The organism is Escherichia sp. WS1152, assembly GCF_046487665.1.
Classification (GTDB): Bacteria; Pseudomonadota; Gammaproteobacteria; order Enterobacterales; family Enterobacteriaceae; genus Escherichia; species Escherichia coli.
This window is the reverse complement of record NZ_JBJQJA010000004.1, coordinates 81,080-100,978: the sequence shown is the minus strand read 5'-3', so window position 1 is coordinate 100,978 and position 19,899 is coordinate 81,080. Positions and strand designations below refer to the sequence as shown.

Sequence of the window (19,899 nt, the reverse complement as noted above, 5' to 3'; positions counted from 1 at the left end):
TAAAAGTGCGCACCATTATAAAAACAAAGCAGGGTAAAAATCCACGATTGCGCAACGATTTTTTACGTTGCGCAATTGGGGTTAGCGAACAGCGCGGATGGCGTTAATTAATCCAGCCACACCTTTTTCCAGTTTCGAACGTGGGCAGCCGGCATTGAGTCGGACAAAACCACGACCTTCTTCACCGTAGGTATACCCCGGCATGATCGCGACTTTTTCTTGTTCGATAAGTGCTTTTTGCAAGGCGTTGTCGTCAATATTCAACGGACGTAAATCAAGCCAGGCCAGATAAGTGGATTGCGGGATCTGCCAGTTGAGTTCAGGAAACGTGGCGTTCATTTTATCTGCGATATACGTCAGGTTATCTTTCAGATAGACGCGTAAGGCATCCAGCCACGGTGCACCTTGCTGATAGGCGGCGATATGGGCAGTTAACGCCAGTACCGAAGGGGAAGAAAGCCCATCACGTCCTTTCAGTGCCGATAAATAGGCATCACGGCTGCTGCTATTTTCTATAATCCCGTAAGCACCGGTCAGCGCGGGAATATTGAAACTTTTCGATCCCGACGTCAGCAACGCCCAGTCTCCCCGCGCCACATTACTCCAGGGAATATGCGGCTGCTCGCCCCAAACCATATCCATATGGATTTCATCGGAAATAACCCTCACACCATGACGCTCGCACAGGTCAGCCATGATCTCCAGCTCATCGCACGTCCACACTTTTCCGGTAGGATTCTGTGGGCTACACAGGAGCATAATTTTACATTCTGGTTTCGCCAACACGGCTTCCAGCTTGCCCATATCGCAAAACCAGCCGTCAGCCTGCTTCTCTAAAGCAACGGGCATTACTGTGCGCTGATTACCTTCAATGGCCTTGTAAAATGCGTCATAGGCGGGTGTGTGGATCACCACGCCTTCACCTGTTTCAGACCACTGACGAATCAGTTCTGAGACCATATAGATAACAGAAGGGCCATACACCACCGACTGAGGATCGATGGCGGTGTAATGCTGGGTGGAAAACCAGTGGGCAATAGCCGCGAGAAACTCATCGTTCTTCCAGCGGCTGTAGCCAAACACGCCGTGCATCAGGCGCTGATTCAGCGCCTCGATAATGCAGGGGGCAGTGGCAAAATCCATGTCTGAAATCGTGAACGGTAACAGGTCAGCAGTGCCGAAACGGTCAGCGACATAATCCCACTGCGTACACCATGTGCCATGACGATCCACGACCTTTGAAAAATCGAACATATCTTATCCTTATGCCTGGACAGTATGCATCAGACCGGCCATTTCATCTTTTACTGACTGAACTTGTGGCCCGATAACAACCTGCAGGTTATGTTGATTAAGTTGTACTACGCCAATTGCCCGATTGTCCTTCAGTGCTTGCACATTAACAAGAGACATATCTTTCACAGACAAACGCAGACGGGTAATGCAGTTATCGAGGCTGACAATATTGTCGGCACCGCCTAATGCTTCGAGGATTGCAGGAACGTTGTAACCTGATTTACCCGGCGCACCGGCAACGGCTTTTTCGATTGAACTGGCAACTTCGCTATCGCGTCCCGGGGTTTTCAGATTGAAGCGGGTGATAGCGAAACGGAAGATGACGTAGTAAACGACAAACCAGATTGCCGCCACCACTGGCACCATGTACCACTTGGTTGACAGACCATGCAAAATACCGAACACCACAAAGTCGATGATATTGCCGTCGGTATTACCGATGGTGACGCCGAGCACAGACATGACGGTGAAGCCGAGGCCGGTTAACAGCGCGTGGATGACATACAGAACTGGCGCTACGAACAGGAACAGGAATTCCAGCGGTTCGGTCGTGCCGCCAACGACACAGGCGATCAGGCCAGAAATCAGCAGCCCTTTAATTTTATGGCGATTTTCCGGGCGCGCGCAGTGATACATAGCTAACGCTGCACCTGGCAGACCGCCGAGAAACGCAGGCATTTTGCCTTGCGAAAGGAAACGCGTGGCGCTTTCAGAAAAACCGTGAGTGGTCGGGCAACTCAATTGCGCCTGGAAGATGGTCAGTGCACCGCTGACGGTTTGACCGCAGACTTCCTGCGTGCCGCCTGCGTCGGTAAAGCGAATTAATGCCACCAGAATGTGATGCAGACCAAACGGCAACAGCAGACGTTCACCGGTACCAAACAGCATCGGTCCGAAATCACCCGCGCTATTGATCATATGGCCTAAGCCGCTAATACCCATGGCGAAAATTGGCCAGACTAATGGAATCACCAGACCGACAATGCCCATCACCAGCGAGGAGATGATTGGTACGAAGCGCGTACCGCCGAAGAATGCCAGCGCATCCGGCAGGCGGATATTATGGAATCGCTCATGCAGCATCCAGACGATAATACCGGCGATCACCGCACCGAGGATCCCGGTGTCGATCGACTGGATCCCAAGAATGCTCTGGATGTTATTGGCTTTCAGAACGGCGGCGTCTGTGGTTGGCAGAATGCCTTTATTGGTCAACCAGAAGTTTACCGCGAGGTTCATTACCGCATATCCGACGAAGCCAGCGAATGCCGCTACGCCTTTGTTTTCGCGTGCCAGGCCCAGCGGGATGGCGATACAGAACATGACAGGCAGGAAACTAAAAGCAAACGAGCCAATCTTACTCATCCAGGTAAAGATAGCCTGCAACACGGGGTTGCCCAGGACCGGGATCAGGGTTATGACATCATGGCTGCTAAGAGAACTACCAATGCCGAGCATAATGCCGCAGAACGACAATAATGCCACGGGTAACATGAAGGTTTTGCCTAACTGCTGGAAGAACTCCCACAGCGTGACTTTCGGTGCTGTTTTCGCCGTCATAAAACGACTCCTCGTAGAGAACAATCTGGATTCAGTAAATTGCGCGAGAAGATAAAACGTTTTATCAAATTTTAGTGAGGCATAAATCACATTACGCAACGATAATAGCGGGTATAAGATAAATAAAAGGTAAAACGTTTTATCTGTCACATAATCAGGGAGTAGGTCATCTGCATGGCTACCGCCAAAAAAATAACCATTCATGATGTTGCGCTGGCTGCGGGCGTGTCGGTAAGTACCGTTTCGCTGGTGCTTAGTGGCAAAGGGCGAATCTCTACCGCCACAGGAGAACGCGTTAACGCCGCCATTGAAGAGCTGGGATTTGTGCGCAATCGCCAGGCGTCGGCGCTGCGCGGCGGGCAAAGCGGCGTCATTGGTTTGATCGTCCGTGATTTATCTGCGCCGTTTTACGCCGAATTGACGGCCGGATTGACGGAAGCTCTGGAAGCGCAGGGACGGATGGTTTTTTTGCTTCACGGCGGTAAAGACGGCGAGCAGCTGGCACAGCGGTTTTCACTGTTACTGAATCAGGGTGTCGATGGTGTGGTAATTGCCGGGGCTGCAGGAAGCAGCGATGACCTGCGACGGATGGCAGAAGAAAAAGCTATCCCGGTGATTTTCGCTTCCCGTGCCAGTTATCTTGATGATGTTGATACGGTTCGCCCGGACAACATGCAGGCTGCACAGTTGTTGACGGAGCATCTCATTCGCAATGGGCATCAGCGGATCGCCTGGCTGGGAGGGCAAAGTTCCTCATTAACCCGTGCAGAACGGGTGGGGGGCTATTGTGCAACTCTACTAAAATTTGGCCTGCCGTTTCACAGCGATTGGGTGTTGGAGTGCACTTCCAGCCAGAAGCAAGCCGCGGAAGCTATCACGGCGCTTTTACGTCATAACCCGACCATCAGTGCCGTGGTTTGCTATAACGAAACTATTGCGATGGGGGCATGGTTTGGTTTGCTGAAAGCAGGGCGGCAAAGCGGGGAAAGCGGAGTCGATCGTTACTTTGAGCAACAGGTTTCGCTGGCGGCATTTACCGATGCGACACCAACCACACTTGATGATATACCCGTTACCTGGGCCAGCACGCCTGCGCGGGAACTTGGTACCACACTTGCGGATCGCATGATGCAAAAAATCACCCATGAAGAGACGCATTCACGCAATCTTATTATTCCCGCCCGGCTCATTGCGGCGAAATAATCCTCTCTTTATCTGCTATACCTGGTAGTGTCCTTTCCTCAAGGTTAATGATAAAAAATGTGGCACACAGGCGGTGCCTTTTATTTTTACTGAAGTTCACAGGAGGTTTATGTGTTTAATTCTGACAACCTGAGACTCGACGGAAAATGCGCCATCATCACAGGTGCGGGTGCAGGTATTGGTAAAGAAATCGCCATTACATTCGCGACAGCTGGCGCATCTGTGGTGGTCAGTGATATTAACGCCGACGCAGCTAACCATGTTGTAGACGAAATTCAACAACTGGGTGGTCAGGCATTTGCCTGCCGTTGTGATATTACTTCCGAACAGGAACTCTCTGCACTGGCAGACTTTGCTATCAGTAAGCTGGGTAAAGTTGATATTCTGGTTAACAACGCCGGTGGCGGTGGACCTAAACCGTTTGATATGCCAATGGCGGATTTTCGCCGTGCTTATGAACTGAATGTGTTTTCTTTTTTCCATCTGTCACAACTTGTTGCGCCAGAAATGGAAAAAAATGGCGGTGGCGTTATTCTGACCATCACTTCTATGGCGGCAGAAAATAAAAATATAAACATGACTTCCTATGCATCATCTAAAGCTGCGGCCAGTCATCTGGTCAGAAATATGGCGTTTGACCTGGGTGAAAAAAATATTCGGGTAAATGGCATTGCGCCGGGGGCAATATTAACCGATGCCCTGAAATCCGTTATTACACCAGAAATTGAACAAAAAATGTTACAGCACACGCCGATTAGACGTCTGGGCCAACCGCAAGATATTGCTAACGCAGCTCTGTTCCTTTGCTCGCCTGCAGCCAGCTGGGTAAGCGGACAAATTCTCACCGTCTCCGGTGGTGGGGTACAGGAGCTCAATTAATACACTAACGAACCGGTAAACAGCCGTATGTGTTGTTTACCGGGATAGCGTGTGCAATTCGTCAACGTCTCTGCTAAACAACTGGCAGCCAAATCACGGCTATTGGTTAACCAATTGCTGGGTGAAAAGTAAACGAATAGAGTGTGCCTTCGCACTATTCAACAGCAATGATAGGCGCTCACCTGACAACGCGGTAAACTAGTTATTCACGCTAACTATAATGGTTTAATGATGGATAACATGCAGACTGAAGCACAACCGACACGGACCCGGATCCTCAATGCTGCCAGAGAGATTTTTTCAGAAAATGGATTTCACAGTGCCTCGATGAAAGCCATCTGTAAATCCTGCGCCATTAGTCCCGGGACGCTCTATCACCATTTCATCTCCAAAGAAGCCTTGATTCAGGCGATTATCTTACAGGACCAGGAGAGGGCGCTGGCCCGTTTCCGGGAACCGATTGAAGGGATTCATTTTGTTGACTATATGGTCGAGTCTATTGTCTCTCTCACCCATGAAGCCTTTGGGCAACGGGCGCTGGTGGTCGAAATTATGGCGGAAGGGATGCGTAACCCACAGGTCGCCGCCATGCTTAAAAATAAGCATATGACGATCACTGAATTTGTTGCTCAGCGGATGCGTGATGCCCAGCAAAAAGGCGAGATAAGCCCAGACATCAACACGGCAATGACTTCACGTTTACTGCTGGATCTGACCTACGGTGTACTGGCCGATATCGAAGCGGAAGACCTGGCGCGTGAAGCGTCGTTTGCTCAGGGATTACGCGCGATGATTGGCGGTATCTTAACCGCATCCTGATTCTCTCTCTCTTTCCGCGGGCTGGTGACAACTGAGCCCGCGTTTCATACTTTAATTTCCCTGTACAAAATACAATCTCGCCGGAGCGGGGAATTCCTCCCTAAAATATTCACTGTAGCCATATGTCATGAGAGTTTATCGTTCCCAACATGCTCGAACGAACGTTCGATTGCTTATTTTATGGCTTCTGTCAACGCCGTTTTAAAGATTAATGCGATCTATATCACGCTGTGGGTATTGCAGTTTTTGGTTTTTTGATCGCGGTGTCAGTTCTTTTTATTTCCATTTCTCTTCCATGGGTTTCTCACAGATAACTGTGTGCAACACAGAATTGGTTAACTAATCGGATTAAAGGTTGACCAGTATTTTTATCTTAATGAGGAGTCCCTTATGTTACGTCCTGTAGAAACCCCAACCCGTGAAATCAAAAAACTCGACGGCCTGTGGGCATTCAGTCTGGATCGCGAAAACTGTGGAATTGATCAGCGTTGGTGGGAAAGCGCGTTACAAGAAAGCCGGGCAATTGCTGTGCCAGGCAGTTTTAACGATCAGTTCGCCGATGCAGATATTCGTAATTATGTGGGCAACGTCTGGTATCAGCGCGAAGTCTTTATACCGAAAGGTTGGGCAGGCCAGCGTATCGTGCTGCGTTTCGATGCGGTCACTCATTACGGCAAAGTGTGGGTCAATAATCAGGAAGTGATGGAGCATCAGGGCGGCTATACGCCATTTGAAGCCGATGTCACGCCGTATGTTATTGCCGGGAAAAGTGTACGTATCACCGTTTGTGTGAACAACGAACTGAACTGGCAGACTATCCCGCCGGGAATGGTGATTACCGACGAAAACGGCAAGAAAAAGCAGTCTTACTTCCATGATTTCTTTAACTACGCCGGGATCCATCGCAGCGTAATGCTCTACACCACGCCGAACACCTGGGTGGACGATATCACCGTGGTGACGCATGTCGCGCAAGACTGTAACCACGCGTCTGTTGACTGGCAGGTGGTGGCCAATGGTGATGTCAGCGTTGAACTGCGTGATGCGGATCAACAGGTGGTTGCAACTGGACAAGGCACCAGCGGGACTTTGCAAGTGGTGAATCCGCACCTCTGGCAACCGGGTGAAGGTTATCTCTATGAACTGTGCGTCACAGCCAAAAGCCAGACAGAGTGTGATATCTACCCGCTGCGCGTCGGCATCCGGTCAGTGGCAGTGAAGGGCGAACAGTTCCTGATCAACCACAAACCGTTCTACTTTACTGGCTTTGGCCGTCATGAAGATGCGGATTTGCGCGGCAAAGGATTCGATAACGTGCTGATGGTGCACGATCACGCATTAATGGACTGGATTGGGGCCAACTCCTACCGTACCTCGCATTACCCTTATGCCGAAGAGATGCTCGACTGGGCAGATGAACATGGCATCGTGGTGATTGATGAAACTGCAGCTGTTGGCTTTAACCTCTCTTTAGGCATTGGTTTCGAAGCGGGCAACAAGCCGAAAGAACTGTACAGCGAAGAGGCAGTCAACGGGGAAACTCAGCAGGCGCACTTACAGGCGATTAAAGAGCTGATAGCGCGTGACAAAAACCACCCAAGCGTGGTGATGTGGAGTATTGCCAACGAACCGGATACCCGTCCGCAAGGTGCACGGGAATATTTCGCGCCACTGGCGGAAGCAACGCGTAAACTCGACCCGACGCGTCCGATCACCTGCGTCAATGTAATGTTCTGCGACGCTCACACCGATACCATCAGCGATCTCTTTGATGTGCTGTGCCTGAACCGTTATTACGGATGGTATGTCCAAAGCGGCGATTTGGAAACGGCAGAGAAGGTACTGGAAAAAGAACTTCTGGCCTGGCAGGAGAAACTGCATCAGCCGATTATCATCACCGAATACGGCGTGGATACGTTAGCCGGGCTGCACTCAATGTACACCGACATGTGGAGTGAAGAGTATCAGTGTGCATGGCTGGATATGTATCACCGCGTCTTTGATCGCGTCAGCGCCGTCGTCGGTGAACAGGTATGGAATTTCGCCGATTTTGCGACCTCGCAAGGCATATTGCGCGTTGGCGGTAACAAGAAGGGCATCTTCACCCGCGACCGCAAACCGAAGTCGGCGGCTTTTCTGCTGCAAAAACGCTGGACTGGCATGAACTTCGGTGAAAAACCGCAGCAGGGAGGCAAACAATGAATCAACAACTCTCCTGGCGCACCATCGTTGGCTACAGCCTCGGTGACGTCGCCAATAACTTCGCCTTCGCTATGGGGGCGCTCTTCCTGCTAAGTTACTACACCGACGTCGCTGGCGTCGGTGCCGCTGCGGCGGGCACCATGCTGTTACTGGTGCGGGTATTCGATGCTTTCGCCGACATCTTTGCCGGACGAGTGGTGGACAGTGTGAATACCCGCTGGGGAAAATTCCGCCCGTTTTTACTCTTCGGTACTGCGCCGTTAATGATCTTCAGCGTGCTGGTATTCTGGGGGCCGACCGACTGGAGCCATAGCAGCAAAGTAGTGTATGCATATTTGACCTACATGGGCCTCGGGCTTTGCTACAGCCTGGTGAATATTCCTTATGGTTCACTTGCTACCGCGATGACCCAACAACCACAATCCCGCGCCCGTCTGGGCGCGGCTCGCGGGATTGCCGCTTCATTAACCTTTGTCTGCCTGGCATTTCTGATAGGACCGAGCATTAAGAACTCCAGCCCGGAAGAGATGGTGTCGGTATACCATTTCTGGACGATTGTGCTGGCGATTGCCGGAATGGTGCTTTACTTCATCTGCTTCAAATCGACGCGTGAGAATGTGGTACGTATCGTGGCGCAGCCGTCATTGAAGATCAGTCTGCAAACCCTGAAACGGAATCGCCCGCTGTTTATGTTGTGCATCGGTGCGCTGTGTGTGCTGATTTCGACCTTCGCGGTCAGCGCCTCGTCGTTGTTCTACGTGCGCTATGTGTTAAATGATACCGGGCTGTTCACTGTGCTGGTACTGGTGCAAAACCTGGTCGGTACTGTGGCATCGGCACCGCTGGTGCCGGGGATGGTCGCGAGGATCGGTAAAAAGAATACCTTCCTGATTGGCGCTTTACTGGGAACCTGCGGTTATCTGCTATTCTTCTGGGTTTCCGTCTGGTCACTGCCGGTGGCGTTGGTTGCGTTGGCCATCGCTTCAATTGGTCAGGGCGTTACCATGACCGTGATGTGGGCGCTGGAAGCTGATACCGTAGAATACGGTGAATACCTGACCGGCGTGCGAATTGAAGGGCTCACCTATTCACTATTCTCATTTACCCGTAAATGCGGTCAGGCAATCGGAGGTTCAATTCCTGCCTTTATTTTGGGGTTAAGCGGATATATCGCCAATCAGGTGCAAACGCCGGAAGTTATTATGGGCATCCGCACATCAATTGCCTTAGTACCTTGCGGATTTATGCTACTGGCATTCGTCATTATCTGGTTTTATCCGCTCACGGATAAAAAATTCAAAGAAATCGTGGTTGAAATTGATAATCGTAAAAAAGTGCAGCAGCAATTAATCAGCGATATCACTAATTAATATTCAATAAAAATAATCAGAACATCAAAGGTGCAACTATGAGAAAAATAGTGGCCATGGCCGTTATTTGCCTGACGGCTGCCTCTGGCCTTACCTCTGCTTACGCGGCGCAACTGGCTGACGATGAAGCGGGACTACGCATCAGACTGAAAAACGAATTGCGCAGGGCTGATAAGCCCAGTGCTGGCGCGGGAAGAGATATTTACGCATGGGTACAGGGAGGATTGCTCGATTTCAATAGTGGTTATTATTCCAATATTATTGGCGTTGAAGGCGGAGCGTATTATGTTTATAAATTAGGTGCTCGTGCTGATATGAGTACCCGGTGGTATCTTGATGGTGATAAAAGTTTTGGCTTTGCCCTGGGGGCAGTAAAAATAAAACCCAGTGAAAATAGCCTGCTTAAATTAGGTCGCTTCGGGACGGATTATAGTTACGGTAGCTTACCTTATCGTATTCCGTTAATGGCTGGCAGTTCGCAACGTACATTACCGACAGTTTCTGAAGGAGCATTAGGTTATTGGGCTTTAACGCCAAATATTGATCTGTGGGGAATGTGGCGTTCACGAGTATTTTTATGGACTGATTCAACAACCGGTATTCGTGATGAAGGGGTGTATAACAGCCAGACGGGAAAATACGATAAACATCGCGCACGTTCTTTTTTAGCCGCCAGTTGGCATGATGATACCAGTCGCTATTCTCTGGGGGCATCGGTACAGAAAGATGTTTCCAATCAGATACAAAGTATTCTCGAGAAAAGCATACCGCTTGACCCGAATTATACGTTGAAAGGGGAGTTGCTCGGCTTTTACGCGCAGCTCGAAGGTTTAAGTCGTAATACCAGCCAGCCCAATGAAACGGCGTTGGTTAGTGGACAATTGACCTGGAATGCGCCGTGGGGAAGCGTATTTGGCAGTGGTGGTTATTTGCGCCATGCAATGAATGGTGCCGTGGTGGATACCGACATTGGCTATCCCTTTTCATTAAGTCTTGATCGTAACCGTGAAGGAATGCAGTCCTGGCAATTGGGCGTCAACTATCGTTTAACCCCGCAATTTACGCTGACATTTGCACCGATTGTGACTCGCGGCTATGAATCCAGTAAACGAGATGTGCGGATTGAAGGCGCGGGTATCTTAGGTGGTATGAACTATCGGGTCAGCGAAGGGCCGTTACAGGGGATGAATTTCTTTCTTGCTGCCGATAAAGGGCGGGAAAAGCGCGATGGCAGTACGCTGGGCGATCGCCTGAATTACTGGGATGTGAAAATGAGTATTCAGTATGACTTTATGCTGAAGTAAGAAATAACGCCGGAGAGAAAAACCTCCGGCGTTTTGGCTGTGAATTACTGCTGCGGAATAGCGGGTACGACCGGAACGTTTAATGCCGGCATTGCAAACATACCAACGAAATCTTCCAGTGGCATTTTCTGCCCATTTAACGTTATCTGACCGTTAGCATATTGCAGGCTGGTGGTGATGGTATTGTCCTGCAAGGTGGTCAGACGGAACATCTGCCCCATTGCTGATGCACCTTCAACTTGCTGTTTCGCCAGTTTTTTCGCTTGATCTTCCTGATAACCTTCCAGCTTCGCTACCTGAGTCATCAACTCAGTTGCCATATCCACCGGAATGGTCAGTTTCGCATCCAGAGATTTAACCGAACGATCTACTTCCTGCGCCAGCGTTTGCGGCGCTTCTTTAGTCGTTGCCGGGTCTTTCAGGAACAGCGACAGATTCAGCGCACTTTCACCCTGACTGTTTTTCCAGCTTAGCGGCGCGATAGTAATCACCGGATCGCCTTTCAACATCAGCGGCAGGGCGCTAAAGAAGGCTTCCGTCACTTTCTCCTGATAAAGTTCGGGATTGTTGGCAATTTCTGGCTGTGCCAGCAGCGCCTGAGTTTGCGCGTTATATTGCTGGCTAAACTGATGCCAGGCTTCACCATCAATCTGGCCGACTTTTAAAGTCAGCTTGCCGCTGCCCAGATCCTGATTCTGTACCTTCAGGCTGTTTAGCGAGTAATCCAGTTGGCTATTGATCGTTTTACCGTCATTGACCAGATCCGATTTACCGCTGATCTCCATGCCTTCCAGCAGTGCCAGTTCTTTGCCTTCCACTGAAATGGTCATTTTTTCCAGTGACAGTTTTTGGTTTCCTACGCGCTCACCAAAACTTGCCAGCGTGCTGGAACCGTCGGTTTTCAGATTATTAAAGGTCAACTGTACTTTCTGGTTGTATTCGTTAACCGCGTCTATCCGACCACTTTGCGCCTCCCCGGAAAGGGAGATAGCTTTGCCGTCTCTGTCCGCATTTAACTGGAACTCGCCGCCGCTAAAGGCGACTTTTTCATCCTTTTGCTCGTAATTCAGCGGCTTGAGCGAAATATCGGAACTGGAATCACCGCTGTAACCAATGCGCGAGTTAATCTCAAAAGGCGTTTCACCTTTTGCCATATCAAACAGTGGTTTGCTTACTTCGTTATTAACCAGCGTGGTTTGAATTGATGCCATCGATGGGATCAGGTTCAGTTTTTTAAGCTGGGCAAGGGGGAAGGGACCATGATCAACCGATTCGTTGAAGATGACGCTCTGACCGCTTTTAATCCACGGATTTTCTTTCCCGGCAATGGGTTTCACCAACAGTTGCAACTGGCTGCTGAATACGCCGCGATGATAGTTTTGATAACTCACTTCCAGGTTGGATTCAGGAGCTGTCAGTTTGAGTTGCGCGTTCGCCTGCGCGACCATCTCTTCGAGATGGGTTTCAATCTTCTTGCCTGTATACCATGCGCCGCCTGTCCAGACTACGCCTAGCGCAACAATGACGCCTACCGCTACCAGCGATTTATTCATAATGATTATCCATAAAATGAAATCAGGCGGACTGGCCGCCTGAAGGTGTTATAAGCCTTTAATAAGCTTAGCAAGAGATGTTAATTTTTTCAGTAAGCTCTTACAGCTTGTTGTAAACACGCGCTAAACGGCCGTGGCCTTTGACAGTCACCGGTGATTCGTTGGCGGCAATAAACGCTGATTCACCCGGTTTAAGCTGTAACTGCTGAGAACCTTTCCACAACGTTGCATCGCCTTCGACGCAGAACAAAATGGCGGCACTCTGCTGGCTAATGGTGGTTTCTTTATCACTAAGGTCATGCAGCGAGAAGGCAAAATCATCAACAGGAATCGGGAAGTCCAGTTCTGCACCTTGTTTCACCGGCTGGGTCAACAACTGGTTAGCCGGTTTGGCTTCGAACTTCACATTGGCAACCAGTTCCGGAATATCAATGTATTTAGGCGTCAGACCCGCACGCAGCACGTTATCGGAGTTTGCCATCACTTCCAGCGCCACGCCTTGCAGGTAAGCGTGCGGTGTTTCAGCGAACAGGAACATCGCTTCGCCAGGATTCAATTTCACCACATTCAGCAACAGCGGAGAGAACAGGCCGCTGTCATCCGGGTAAAATTCAGAAATTAAAAGAATCGTTTGCCACGGTTCACCCTGCTGACTGTCGAGCGCCGATTTTAAAATCGCCAGCGCGCGGGATTTTTCTTCACCCTGCATATTCAACAGGCTGGCGAACAGTTCGCTTAAACGTTCGGCATTAGGCTGTTGTAAAAAGTGAGCAATTGCCGGATGTGCACCTGCGACTGGCTGGAGTAGGGAGACAATCTCGGAAAACTCACGAAACGCGTTCATCGCAAGGAAAGGCGTCAGCGCAAAAACCAGCTCCGGCTTGTGGTTAGGATCTTTATAGTTACGCTCGGCGGCATCCATCGGGATACCTGCGGCATTTTCTTTGGCAAAACCGATTTCAGAATTGCGTTTGTTTGGATGAACCTGAATGGAGAGCGGCTGTGCTGCGCATAATACTTTGAACAGGAAAGGCAGTTCGCCAAAGCGTTTGGCAACGGCCTCTCCGAGCAGAGTCGATTTATTACTCTCAATCACATCACGCAGTGAAACGATATCTCCGGCGGCATTCTGCACCCGTGAACTGCTTTTCGGATGTGCGCCCATCCACAGCTCGGCCATCGGCTGGCTGGACGGATTTTCCATACCATAAAGTTCAGTCAACGCCGTTTTGCTGCCCCAGGCATAGTTTTGCACTGAGTTAATGAGTTTTTGCATGATCAATCCCTGTTTTAATGTGGAAATTAATCCCGCTATTAAAGCAAGAATCCTACGGGAAGTAACCTGGAGCCGCAAAAAGTCGTACTAGTCTCAGTTTTTGTTAAAAAAGTGTGTAGGATATTGTTACTCGCTTTTAACAGGGCAACGGAACACCCGCCCAGAGCATAACCAAACCAGGCAGTAAGTGAGAGAACAATGTCAAACAAACCCTTTCATTATCAGGCTCCTTTTCCACTCAAAAAAGATGATACTGAGTATTACCTGCTAACCAGCGAACACGTTAGCGTATCTGAATTTGAAGGGCAGGAGATTTTGAAAGTCGCACCCGAAGCGTTAACTCTGTTGGCGCGTCAGGCATTTCATGATGCGTCATTTATGCTGCGTCCGGCTCACCAACAACAGGTGGCCGACATTCTGCGTGACCCGGAAGCCAGCGAAAATGATAAATATGTGGCGCTGCAATTCCTGCGCAACTCCGACATCGCGGCGAAAGGTGTTCTGCCAACCTGTCAGGATACCGGCACTGCGATTATTGTTGGTAAAAAAGGGCAGCGTGTATGGACCGGTGGCTGTGATGAAGCGGCGCTGGCGCGCGGTGTCTATAACACTTATATCGAAGATAATTTGCGCTACTCGCAAAACGCGCCGCTGGATATGTATAAAGAAGTGAATACCGGCACCAATCTGCCAGCGCAGATCGATCTTTATGCCGTTGATGGCGACGAGTACAAATTCCTCTGTATCGCCAAAGGTGGCGGTTCGGCAAACAAGACGTATCTCTATCAGGAAACCAAAGCGTTACTAACGCCGGGGAAACTGAAAAATTACCTGGTTGAGAAGATGCGCACGCTGGGTACGGCGGCCTGTCCTCCGTATCATATTGCGTTCGTTATTGGTGGAACTTCTGCAGAAACGAACCTTAAAACGGTGAAACTGGCTTCCGCGAAATACTATGATGAACTGCCAACGGAAGGGAATGAGCACGGTCAGGCGTTCCGCGATGTGGAATTGGAAAAAGAATTGCTGATCGAAGCGCAAAATCTTGGTCTGGGTGCGCAGTTTGGCGGTAAATACTTCGCTCACGACATCCGCGTGATTCGCCTGCCACGTCACGGCGCATCCTGCCCGGTCGGTATGGGCGTCTCCTGTTCTGCTGACCGTAATATCAAAGCGAAGATCAACCGTCAGGGGATCTGGATCGAAAAACTGGAACATAATCCAGGCAAATATATCCCGGAAGAGCTGCGCAAAGCGGGAGAAGGCGAAGCGGTGCGCGTTGACCTTAACCGTCCGATGAAAGAGATCCTCGCACAGTTGTCGCAGTATCCCGTTTCTACACGCTTATCGCTTAACGGCACGATTATCGTCGGTCGTGATATTGCTCACGCCAAACTGAAAGAGCGGATGGATAACGGTGAAGGGCTGCCGCAGTACATCAAAGATCATCCGATTTACTACGCGGGTCCGGCCAAAACGCCGGAAGGTTATGCCTCCGGTTCTCTTGGCCCAACGACCGCCGGACGGATGGATTCTTATGTCGATCAACTGCAAGCGCAGGGCGGAAGTATGATCATGCTGGCGAAAGGCAACCGCAGCCAGCAGGTGACGGATGCCTGTAAAAAACACGGCGGCTTCTACCTTGGCAGTATCGGTGGTCCGGCCGCTGTATTGGCGCAGGGAAGTATTAAGAGCCTGGAATGTGTTGAATATCCGGAACTGGGAATGGAAGCCATCTGGAAAATTGAAGTGGAAGATTTCCCGGCGTTTATCCTTGTGGATGATAAAGGAAATGACTTCTTCCAGCAGATACAACTCACACAATGCACCCGCTGTGTGAAATAAACAGAGCCGCCCTTCGGGGCGGTTTTTTTACATGGCACGAAAGACCAAACATTTGTTATCAAATAGTAAATAATGAGTGAGCTAAAAGTTACTTAACGAAAGCAAAACAGAAAGAAAAAATTAATCAGGTGAGGAGCAGGCCATGAATACAGTACGCAGCGAAAAAGATTCGATGGGGGCGATTGATGTCCCGGCAGATAAGCTGTGGGGCGCACAAACTCAACGCTCGCTGGAGCATTTCCGCATTTCGACGGAGAAAATGCCCACCTCACTGATTCATGCGCTGGCGCTAACCAAGCGCGCAGCGGCAAAAGTTAATGAAGATTTAGGCTTGTTGTCTGAAGAGAAAGCGAGCGCCATTCGGCAGGCGGCGGATGAAGTACTGGCAGGACAGCATGACGACGAATTCCCGCTGGCTATCTGGCAGACCGGCTCCGGCACGCAAAGTAACATGAACATGAACGAAGTGCTGGCTAACCGGGCCAGTGAATTACTCGGCGGCGTGCGCGGGATGGAACGTAAAGTTCACCCTAACGACGACGTGAACAAAAGCCAAAGTTCCAACGATGTCTTTCCGACGGCGATGCACGTTGCGGCGCTGCTGGCGCTGCGCAAGCAACTCATTCCGCAGCTTAAAACCCTGACACAGACACTGAGTGAAAAATCGCGTGCATTTGCCGATATCGTCAAAATCGGTCGAACCCACTTGCAGGACGCCACGCCGCTAACACTAGGGCAGGAGATTTCCGGCTGGGTAGCGATGCTCGAGCATAATCTCAAACATATCGAATACAGCCTGCCTCACGTAGCGGAACTGGCTCTTGGCGGTACAGCGGTGGGTACTGGACTAAATACCCATCCGGAGTATGCGCGTCGCGTAGCAGATGAACTGGCAGTCATTACCTGTGCACCGTTTGTTACCGCGCCGAACAAATTTGAAGCGCTGGCGACCTGTGATGCCCTGGTTCAGGCGCACGGCGCGTTGAAAGGGTTGGCTGTGTCACTGATGAAAATCGCCAATGATGTCCGCTGGCTGGCCTCTGGCCCGCGCTGCGGAATTGGTGAAATCTCAATCCCGGAAAATGAGCCGGGCAGCTCAATCATGCCGGGGAAAGTGAATCCAACACAGTGTGAGGCATTAACCATGCTCTGCTGTCAGGTGATGGGGAACGACGTGGCGATCAACATGGGGGGCGCTTCCGGTAACTTTGAACTGAACGTCTTCCGTCCAATGGTGATCCACAATTTCCTGCAATCGGTGCGCTTGCTGGCAGATGGCATGGAAAGTTTTAACAAACACTGCGCAGTGGGTATTGAACCGAATCGTGAGCGAATCAATCAATTACTCAATGAATCGCTGATGCTGGTGACTGCGCTTAACACCCACATTGGTTATGACAAAGCCGCGGAGATCGCCAAAAAAGCGCATAAAGAAGGGCTGACCTTAAAAGCTGCGGCCCTTGCGCTGGGGTATCTTAGCGAAGCCGAGTTTGACAGCTGGGTACGGCCAGAACAGATGGTCGGCAGTATGAAAGCCGGGCGTTAATCTGCAACATACAGGTGCAGCCGTGGAATGATCAAACGAAGCGGCTGCGCCTGTGGTTTATAACGGTGCTGCACATTGTCGGCATCGTAATTTAACAACTCACCAACGTCCGGCACGCCCGCGCCATTATCCCGATTAATCAGTGCAATCAGTGGTGTAGGGCAGGCGTGTTGGACTTGTTTTTGATCTCCTTTGTACCAGACGCGGGCAATCGGCTGCACCTTCACCGGACGTTTGATTTTTAACTTCGCGTTCTGTGGCAGGGCAGCGATATCCTGATACTCTCGCTCCAGTTTTCTTTGCCACTCCTCGCGCGTCCACGGTGCGACACTGCGTGGTGATTTCAGGCTTTTTTCCAGCTGTGCCAGGACTTCATCACGATGCAAATTCTTAATGATATGTTTATTAGCCCAACCAAAGCGTAAAGTGGCGGGGTCGTGCAGAACGGTGAGCGTGCGGTAAGCATTAAGGGTGATCAGCCCCGGCAAATGACGATGCACCCATTCAAAACGTGCCGCGGTGGGGAGTTCTGATTCAACCGTGACGATATGCTCGAACGTGGTCTTGAGTTTATTGATGTGCTGAATATGACTGACCAACGCTGCTTGCGAAAGGTTATCGACCTGGTAACACAACACGCCAGGCAGACGGACAGCGGCCTTGCTGCTGCGATTTTCGGACTGTTGTTGAATAAATAAATGGCGGAAATGACGCAACGCCAGCGACTGCGCGTCGTTGCCGAGATGTTGTTTTACCTCAATACGATTAAGCGGATTATGCTCATCCTCTTTTTTTACCTCCGGCAAAGAGAACACGCGGGCAACCAATAGCTTGTGTTGCTCAAGATGAGCGGCAAATGTAGCCAGCTCTTGTTCCATCTGGCGAAAGGTAGTGTTGAGTCGGTCTACGAGATCGTAACGCGCCATAATATTAACCACTTTAGTTACAACATACTTATTTTATAGCACAGTCGTGGTGACTTGACCATCGTGCGCGTAGTGTCAGGCAGAGGTAAATTGCGGGATGTTATGCCATAACGGCCAGCTAAACGAGAAGCGAGCACCACCCAGTTCGCTGGTGTCACAATTAACCGTACCGCCCATTGCCAGTGCTATAGAGTGGACAATTGCCAGCCCCAGCCCGCAGCCGCCGGTTGAGCGATCCCGGCTGGGATCGAGGCGAACAAAAGGTTCAAAGATATGTTCGCGGTTTTCTGGGGCAATCCCTGGGCCATCATCCTCAACAATTAATGTCGCTCTATTCCCCGACAGTAGCAGGCTGGTTTCAACCGTTGAATGGCAGTACCGCAGGGCGTTATTGAGCAAATTATCCAGCACGCGCTCCATTAAGCGCATATCCAACGCCGCATAATGGCCTTGCGCGAGCGTTTTAATCCGTACCGTTTTATCGGGCGTTACTGCCTGAATGTCTGCCAGATGCGTTGACAGCCACAACGGCAGGTCTGGTTCGCTAAGATGAAGCTCGTTTTGTGGGCGATCGAGTCGGGCATAAGTCAGCAGCTCTTCAATTAAAGCTTCAAGTTGACTGATATCACGATTCAACGCCTGGGATTCGGCGGCGCTCAGGTTATCGCTCATCTCCAGTCGATAACGCAGGCGCACTAACGGTGTTCGCAGTTCGTGAGCGATACCGTCAATAAGCTGTTTTTTGCTAGCAATCAAGGCGTTGATATTGTCCGCCATCTGGTTAAATGCGATACCAAGTCGTTCAAAGCTCGAACCCTCATCAAAGTGGATACGTTCATTGAGATGCCCATCGCCAAATCGTTGCGCCGCTGCTTCCAGTTTTAACATATCCTGCCAGTGCGGACGCATCCAGATAAACACCGGAAAGGCGAGGGAAATAGCAATAAAAGTGATCAGGGCGATATCCAGCAATCGCATCTGATGGAGATAATAAAGATAAGGAACAGGACCAACTGCCAGCACGTAGTGGCTGCGCGGGATACGCTGCAAAAACGTGTACTGATCGTCCAGGGCGACAATTTCGCCGCCACGCAGTCGGTGCATGGAAATATCATCAAGATGGTATTTACTCAGTGGCTCGACACGCAGATCGAAAGAGAGATTTAAATCCATCTCTTTCAGCGTCTTACCCCAGTCGTTTGGGGGGATCTCACGCAATTCGCTGCGCATCAGATACAGTGAACTGTTCATCAAATCATCCAGCGACTGTTTGCCCGCGCGTTCGGCGGTAAATTTGTACACCAGCCCAACCAGCAGAGACATCACAAGGAAGCAGACAAACAATAACAGGTAAAACTGGATAAACAGTTTTTTCATCGCTTATTCCCATGCATGAGGCGCAAAAAGATAGCCTTTGTTACGCACAGTTTTAATGCGATAAGGTTCTGCGGCGTTATCGAGCAGTTTTTTTCTTAACCGCGAAATAGCCACGTCCACGCTACGATCCAGTCCGTCATAACTGACGCCGCGTAAATTTTTCAGCAATGCATCGCGGTCCATGATTTGCCCGGCATGGGTAGCTAATTCCCACAATAATTCGAAATCAGCTGTCGAGAGCGAGATTTCAGTGTTAGCCAGGGTGACTACGCGGTTGATGGGATCGATGGTCAACGTGCCGAAATGCAGGGCTTTGTAGGGAGTCAGAGACGTTTCCTGAAGACCTTTGGTCAGTGTGGCTTGCTCATTCTGACGCAAATGCAAACGTAAACGCGCTAGCAAAACAGCAGGGGGCGTCGTTTTGAGAATATAGTCGCAGGCACCCATTTCCAGTGCCAGGATGTGGTTCATATCGCTATCGAGAGAGGTTAGAAGAACAATCGGTCCAGACCACTTTGCGCGTAAATCACGACAAATGGTCATGCCGTCCTTGCCTGGTAGCATGATGTCGAGTAACACCAAATCCGGACTTTCTCGCAAAATGGTTTCTTCGGCCTGGTCGCCGCGCGGTTCTACGGTAACCTGCATATCATGTTTTGCCAGGTACGCGGCAATCAGTGAACCGACTTCCGCATCATCTTCCACAAATACGATAGTGTTCATAACATTCACGGTAGATATAA

At 50.3% G+C, this 19,899-nt stretch carries 15 protein-coding genes; 8 read left to right on the top strand and 7 right to left on the bottom strand.

Features of this window, described 5'->3' with window-relative positions; genetic code table 11:
* Nucleotides 1-81: 81 nt before the first annotated feature.
* Both malY and malX read right to left on the bottom strand, forming a co-directional pair.
* Nucleotides 82-1,254, bottom strand: coding sequence for a bifunctional maltose regulon transcriptional repressor/cystathionine beta-lyase MalY (gene malY / locus ACJHW7_RS08430; protein WP_001536922.1), 1,173 nt, complete (start codon nt 1,252-1,254; stop codon nt 82-84).
* 9 nt (nt 1,255-1,263) lie between these two features.
* A complete protein-coding gene (gene malX / locus ACJHW7_RS08425; RefSeq protein WP_021556840.1) occupies nt 1,264-2,856 on the bottom strand; it encodes a PTS maltose transporter subunit IICB in 1,593 nt (530 codons plus the stop codon).
* 174 nt (nt 2,857-3,030) lie between these two features.
* Between malX and malI the strand changes: the two genes are divergently transcribed.
* From malI to uidC, 6 genes are all read left to right on the top strand, one after another.
* Nucleotides 3,031-4,059: a mal regulon transcriptional regulator MalI gene (malI, locus tag ACJHW7_RS08420; RefSeq protein WP_000179513.1), complete on the top strand. Its 1,029-nt coding sequence runs from the start codon at nt 3,031-3,033 to the stop codon at nt 4,057-4,059.
* Between the two features lie 111 nt (nt 4,060-4,170).
* Nucleotides 4,171-4,938 carry a 7-alpha-hydroxysteroid dehydrogenase gene (hdhA, locus tag ACJHW7_RS08415; RefSeq protein ID WP_000483353.1) on the top strand — a complete coding sequence of 256 codons (768 nt, stop codon included), beginning with the start codon at nt 4,171-4,173 and terminating at the stop codon, nt 4,936-4,938.
* A 228-nt stretch (nt 4,939-5,166) separates the two neighbouring features.
* The gene (gene uidR / locus ACJHW7_RS08410) at nt 5,167-5,757 is read left to right on the top strand and encodes a DNA-binding transcriptional regulator UidR (protein WP_000969092.1); all 591 of its coding nucleotides are present in this window, start codon (nt 5,167-5,169) and stop codon (nt 5,755-5,757) included.
* Between the two features lie 390 nt (nt 5,758-6,147).
* Nucleotides 6,148-7,959: a beta-glucuronidase gene (uidA, locus tag ACJHW7_RS08405; protein ID WP_000945913.1), complete on the top strand. Its 1,812-nt coding sequence runs from the start codon at nt 6,148-6,150 to the stop codon at nt 7,957-7,959.
* The gene (gene uidB / locus ACJHW7_RS08400; RefSeq protein ID WP_021556839.1) at nt 7,956-9,329 is read left to right on the top strand and encodes a glucuronide transporter; all 1,374 of its coding nucleotides are present in this window, start codon (nt 7,956-7,958) and stop codon (nt 9,327-9,329) included. The genes uidA and uidB overlap by 4 nt, the downstream gene beginning before the upstream one ends.
* Before the next feature lie 38 nt (nt 9,330-9,367).
* Nucleotides 9,368-10,633: a glucuronide uptake porin UidC gene (uidC, locus tag ACJHW7_RS08395; protein ID WP_001227017.1), complete on the top strand. Its 1,266-nt coding sequence runs from the start codon at nt 9,368-9,370 to the stop codon at nt 10,631-10,633.
* Between the two features lie 44 nt (nt 10,634-10,677).
* On the opposite strand, the gene ACJHW7_RS08390 is transcribed toward uidC, so the two are convergent.
* A complete protein-coding gene (locus tag ACJHW7_RS08390) occupies nt 10,678-12,186 on the bottom strand; it encodes a YdgA family protein (protein WP_021556838.1) in 1,509 nt (502 codons plus the stop codon).
* Nucleotides 12,187-12,286: 100 nt separating this feature from the next.
* Nucleotides 12,287-13,462 carry a mannose-6-phosphate isomerase gene (manA, locus tag ACJHW7_RS08385; protein ID WP_021556837.1) on the bottom strand — a complete coding sequence of 392 codons (1,176 nt, stop codon included), beginning with the start codon at nt 13,460-13,462 and terminating at the stop codon, nt 12,287-12,289.
* Between the two features lie 198 nt (nt 13,463-13,660).
* Here manA and fumB point away from each other — a divergent pair, with 198 nt between their 5' ends.
* Entirely contained in the window at nt 13,661-15,307 is a 1,647-nt protein-coding gene (fumB, locus tag ACJHW7_RS08380; RefSeq protein WP_000066628.1) for a class I fumarate hydratase, read from the top strand.
* A 142-nt stretch (nt 15,308-15,449) separates the two neighbouring features.
* On the top strand, nt 15,450-16,853 hold the full coding sequence (gene fumC / locus ACJHW7_RS08375; RefSeq protein ID WP_001099108.1) for a class II fumarate hydratase: 1,404 nt from the start codon (nt 15,450-15,452) through the stop codon (nt 16,851-16,853).
* On the opposite strand, the gene tus is transcribed toward fumC, so the two are convergent.
* From tus to rstA, 3 genes are all read right to left on the bottom strand, one after another.
* Complete coding sequence (gene tus / locus ACJHW7_RS08370) at nt 16,850-17,779, bottom strand: DNA replication terminus site-binding protein (protein ID WP_000135186.1); 930 nt, start codon at nt 17,777-17,779, stop codon at nt 16,850-16,852. The two genes, fumC and tus, sit on opposite strands and share 4 nt — an antisense overlap.
* Nucleotides 17,780-17,854: 75 nt before the next feature.
* A complete protein-coding gene (rstB, locus tag ACJHW7_RS08365; protein ID WP_040234723.1) occupies nt 17,855-19,156 on the bottom strand; it encodes a two-component system sensor histidine kinase RstB in 1,302 nt (433 codons plus the stop codon).
* A gap of 3 nt (nt 19,157-19,159) precedes the next feature.
* Entirely contained in the window at nt 19,160-19,879 is a 720-nt protein-coding gene (gene rstA / locus ACJHW7_RS08360; RefSeq protein WP_001092519.1) for a two-component system response regulator RstA, read from the bottom strand.
* Nucleotides 19,880-19,899: the final 20 nt, after the last annotated feature.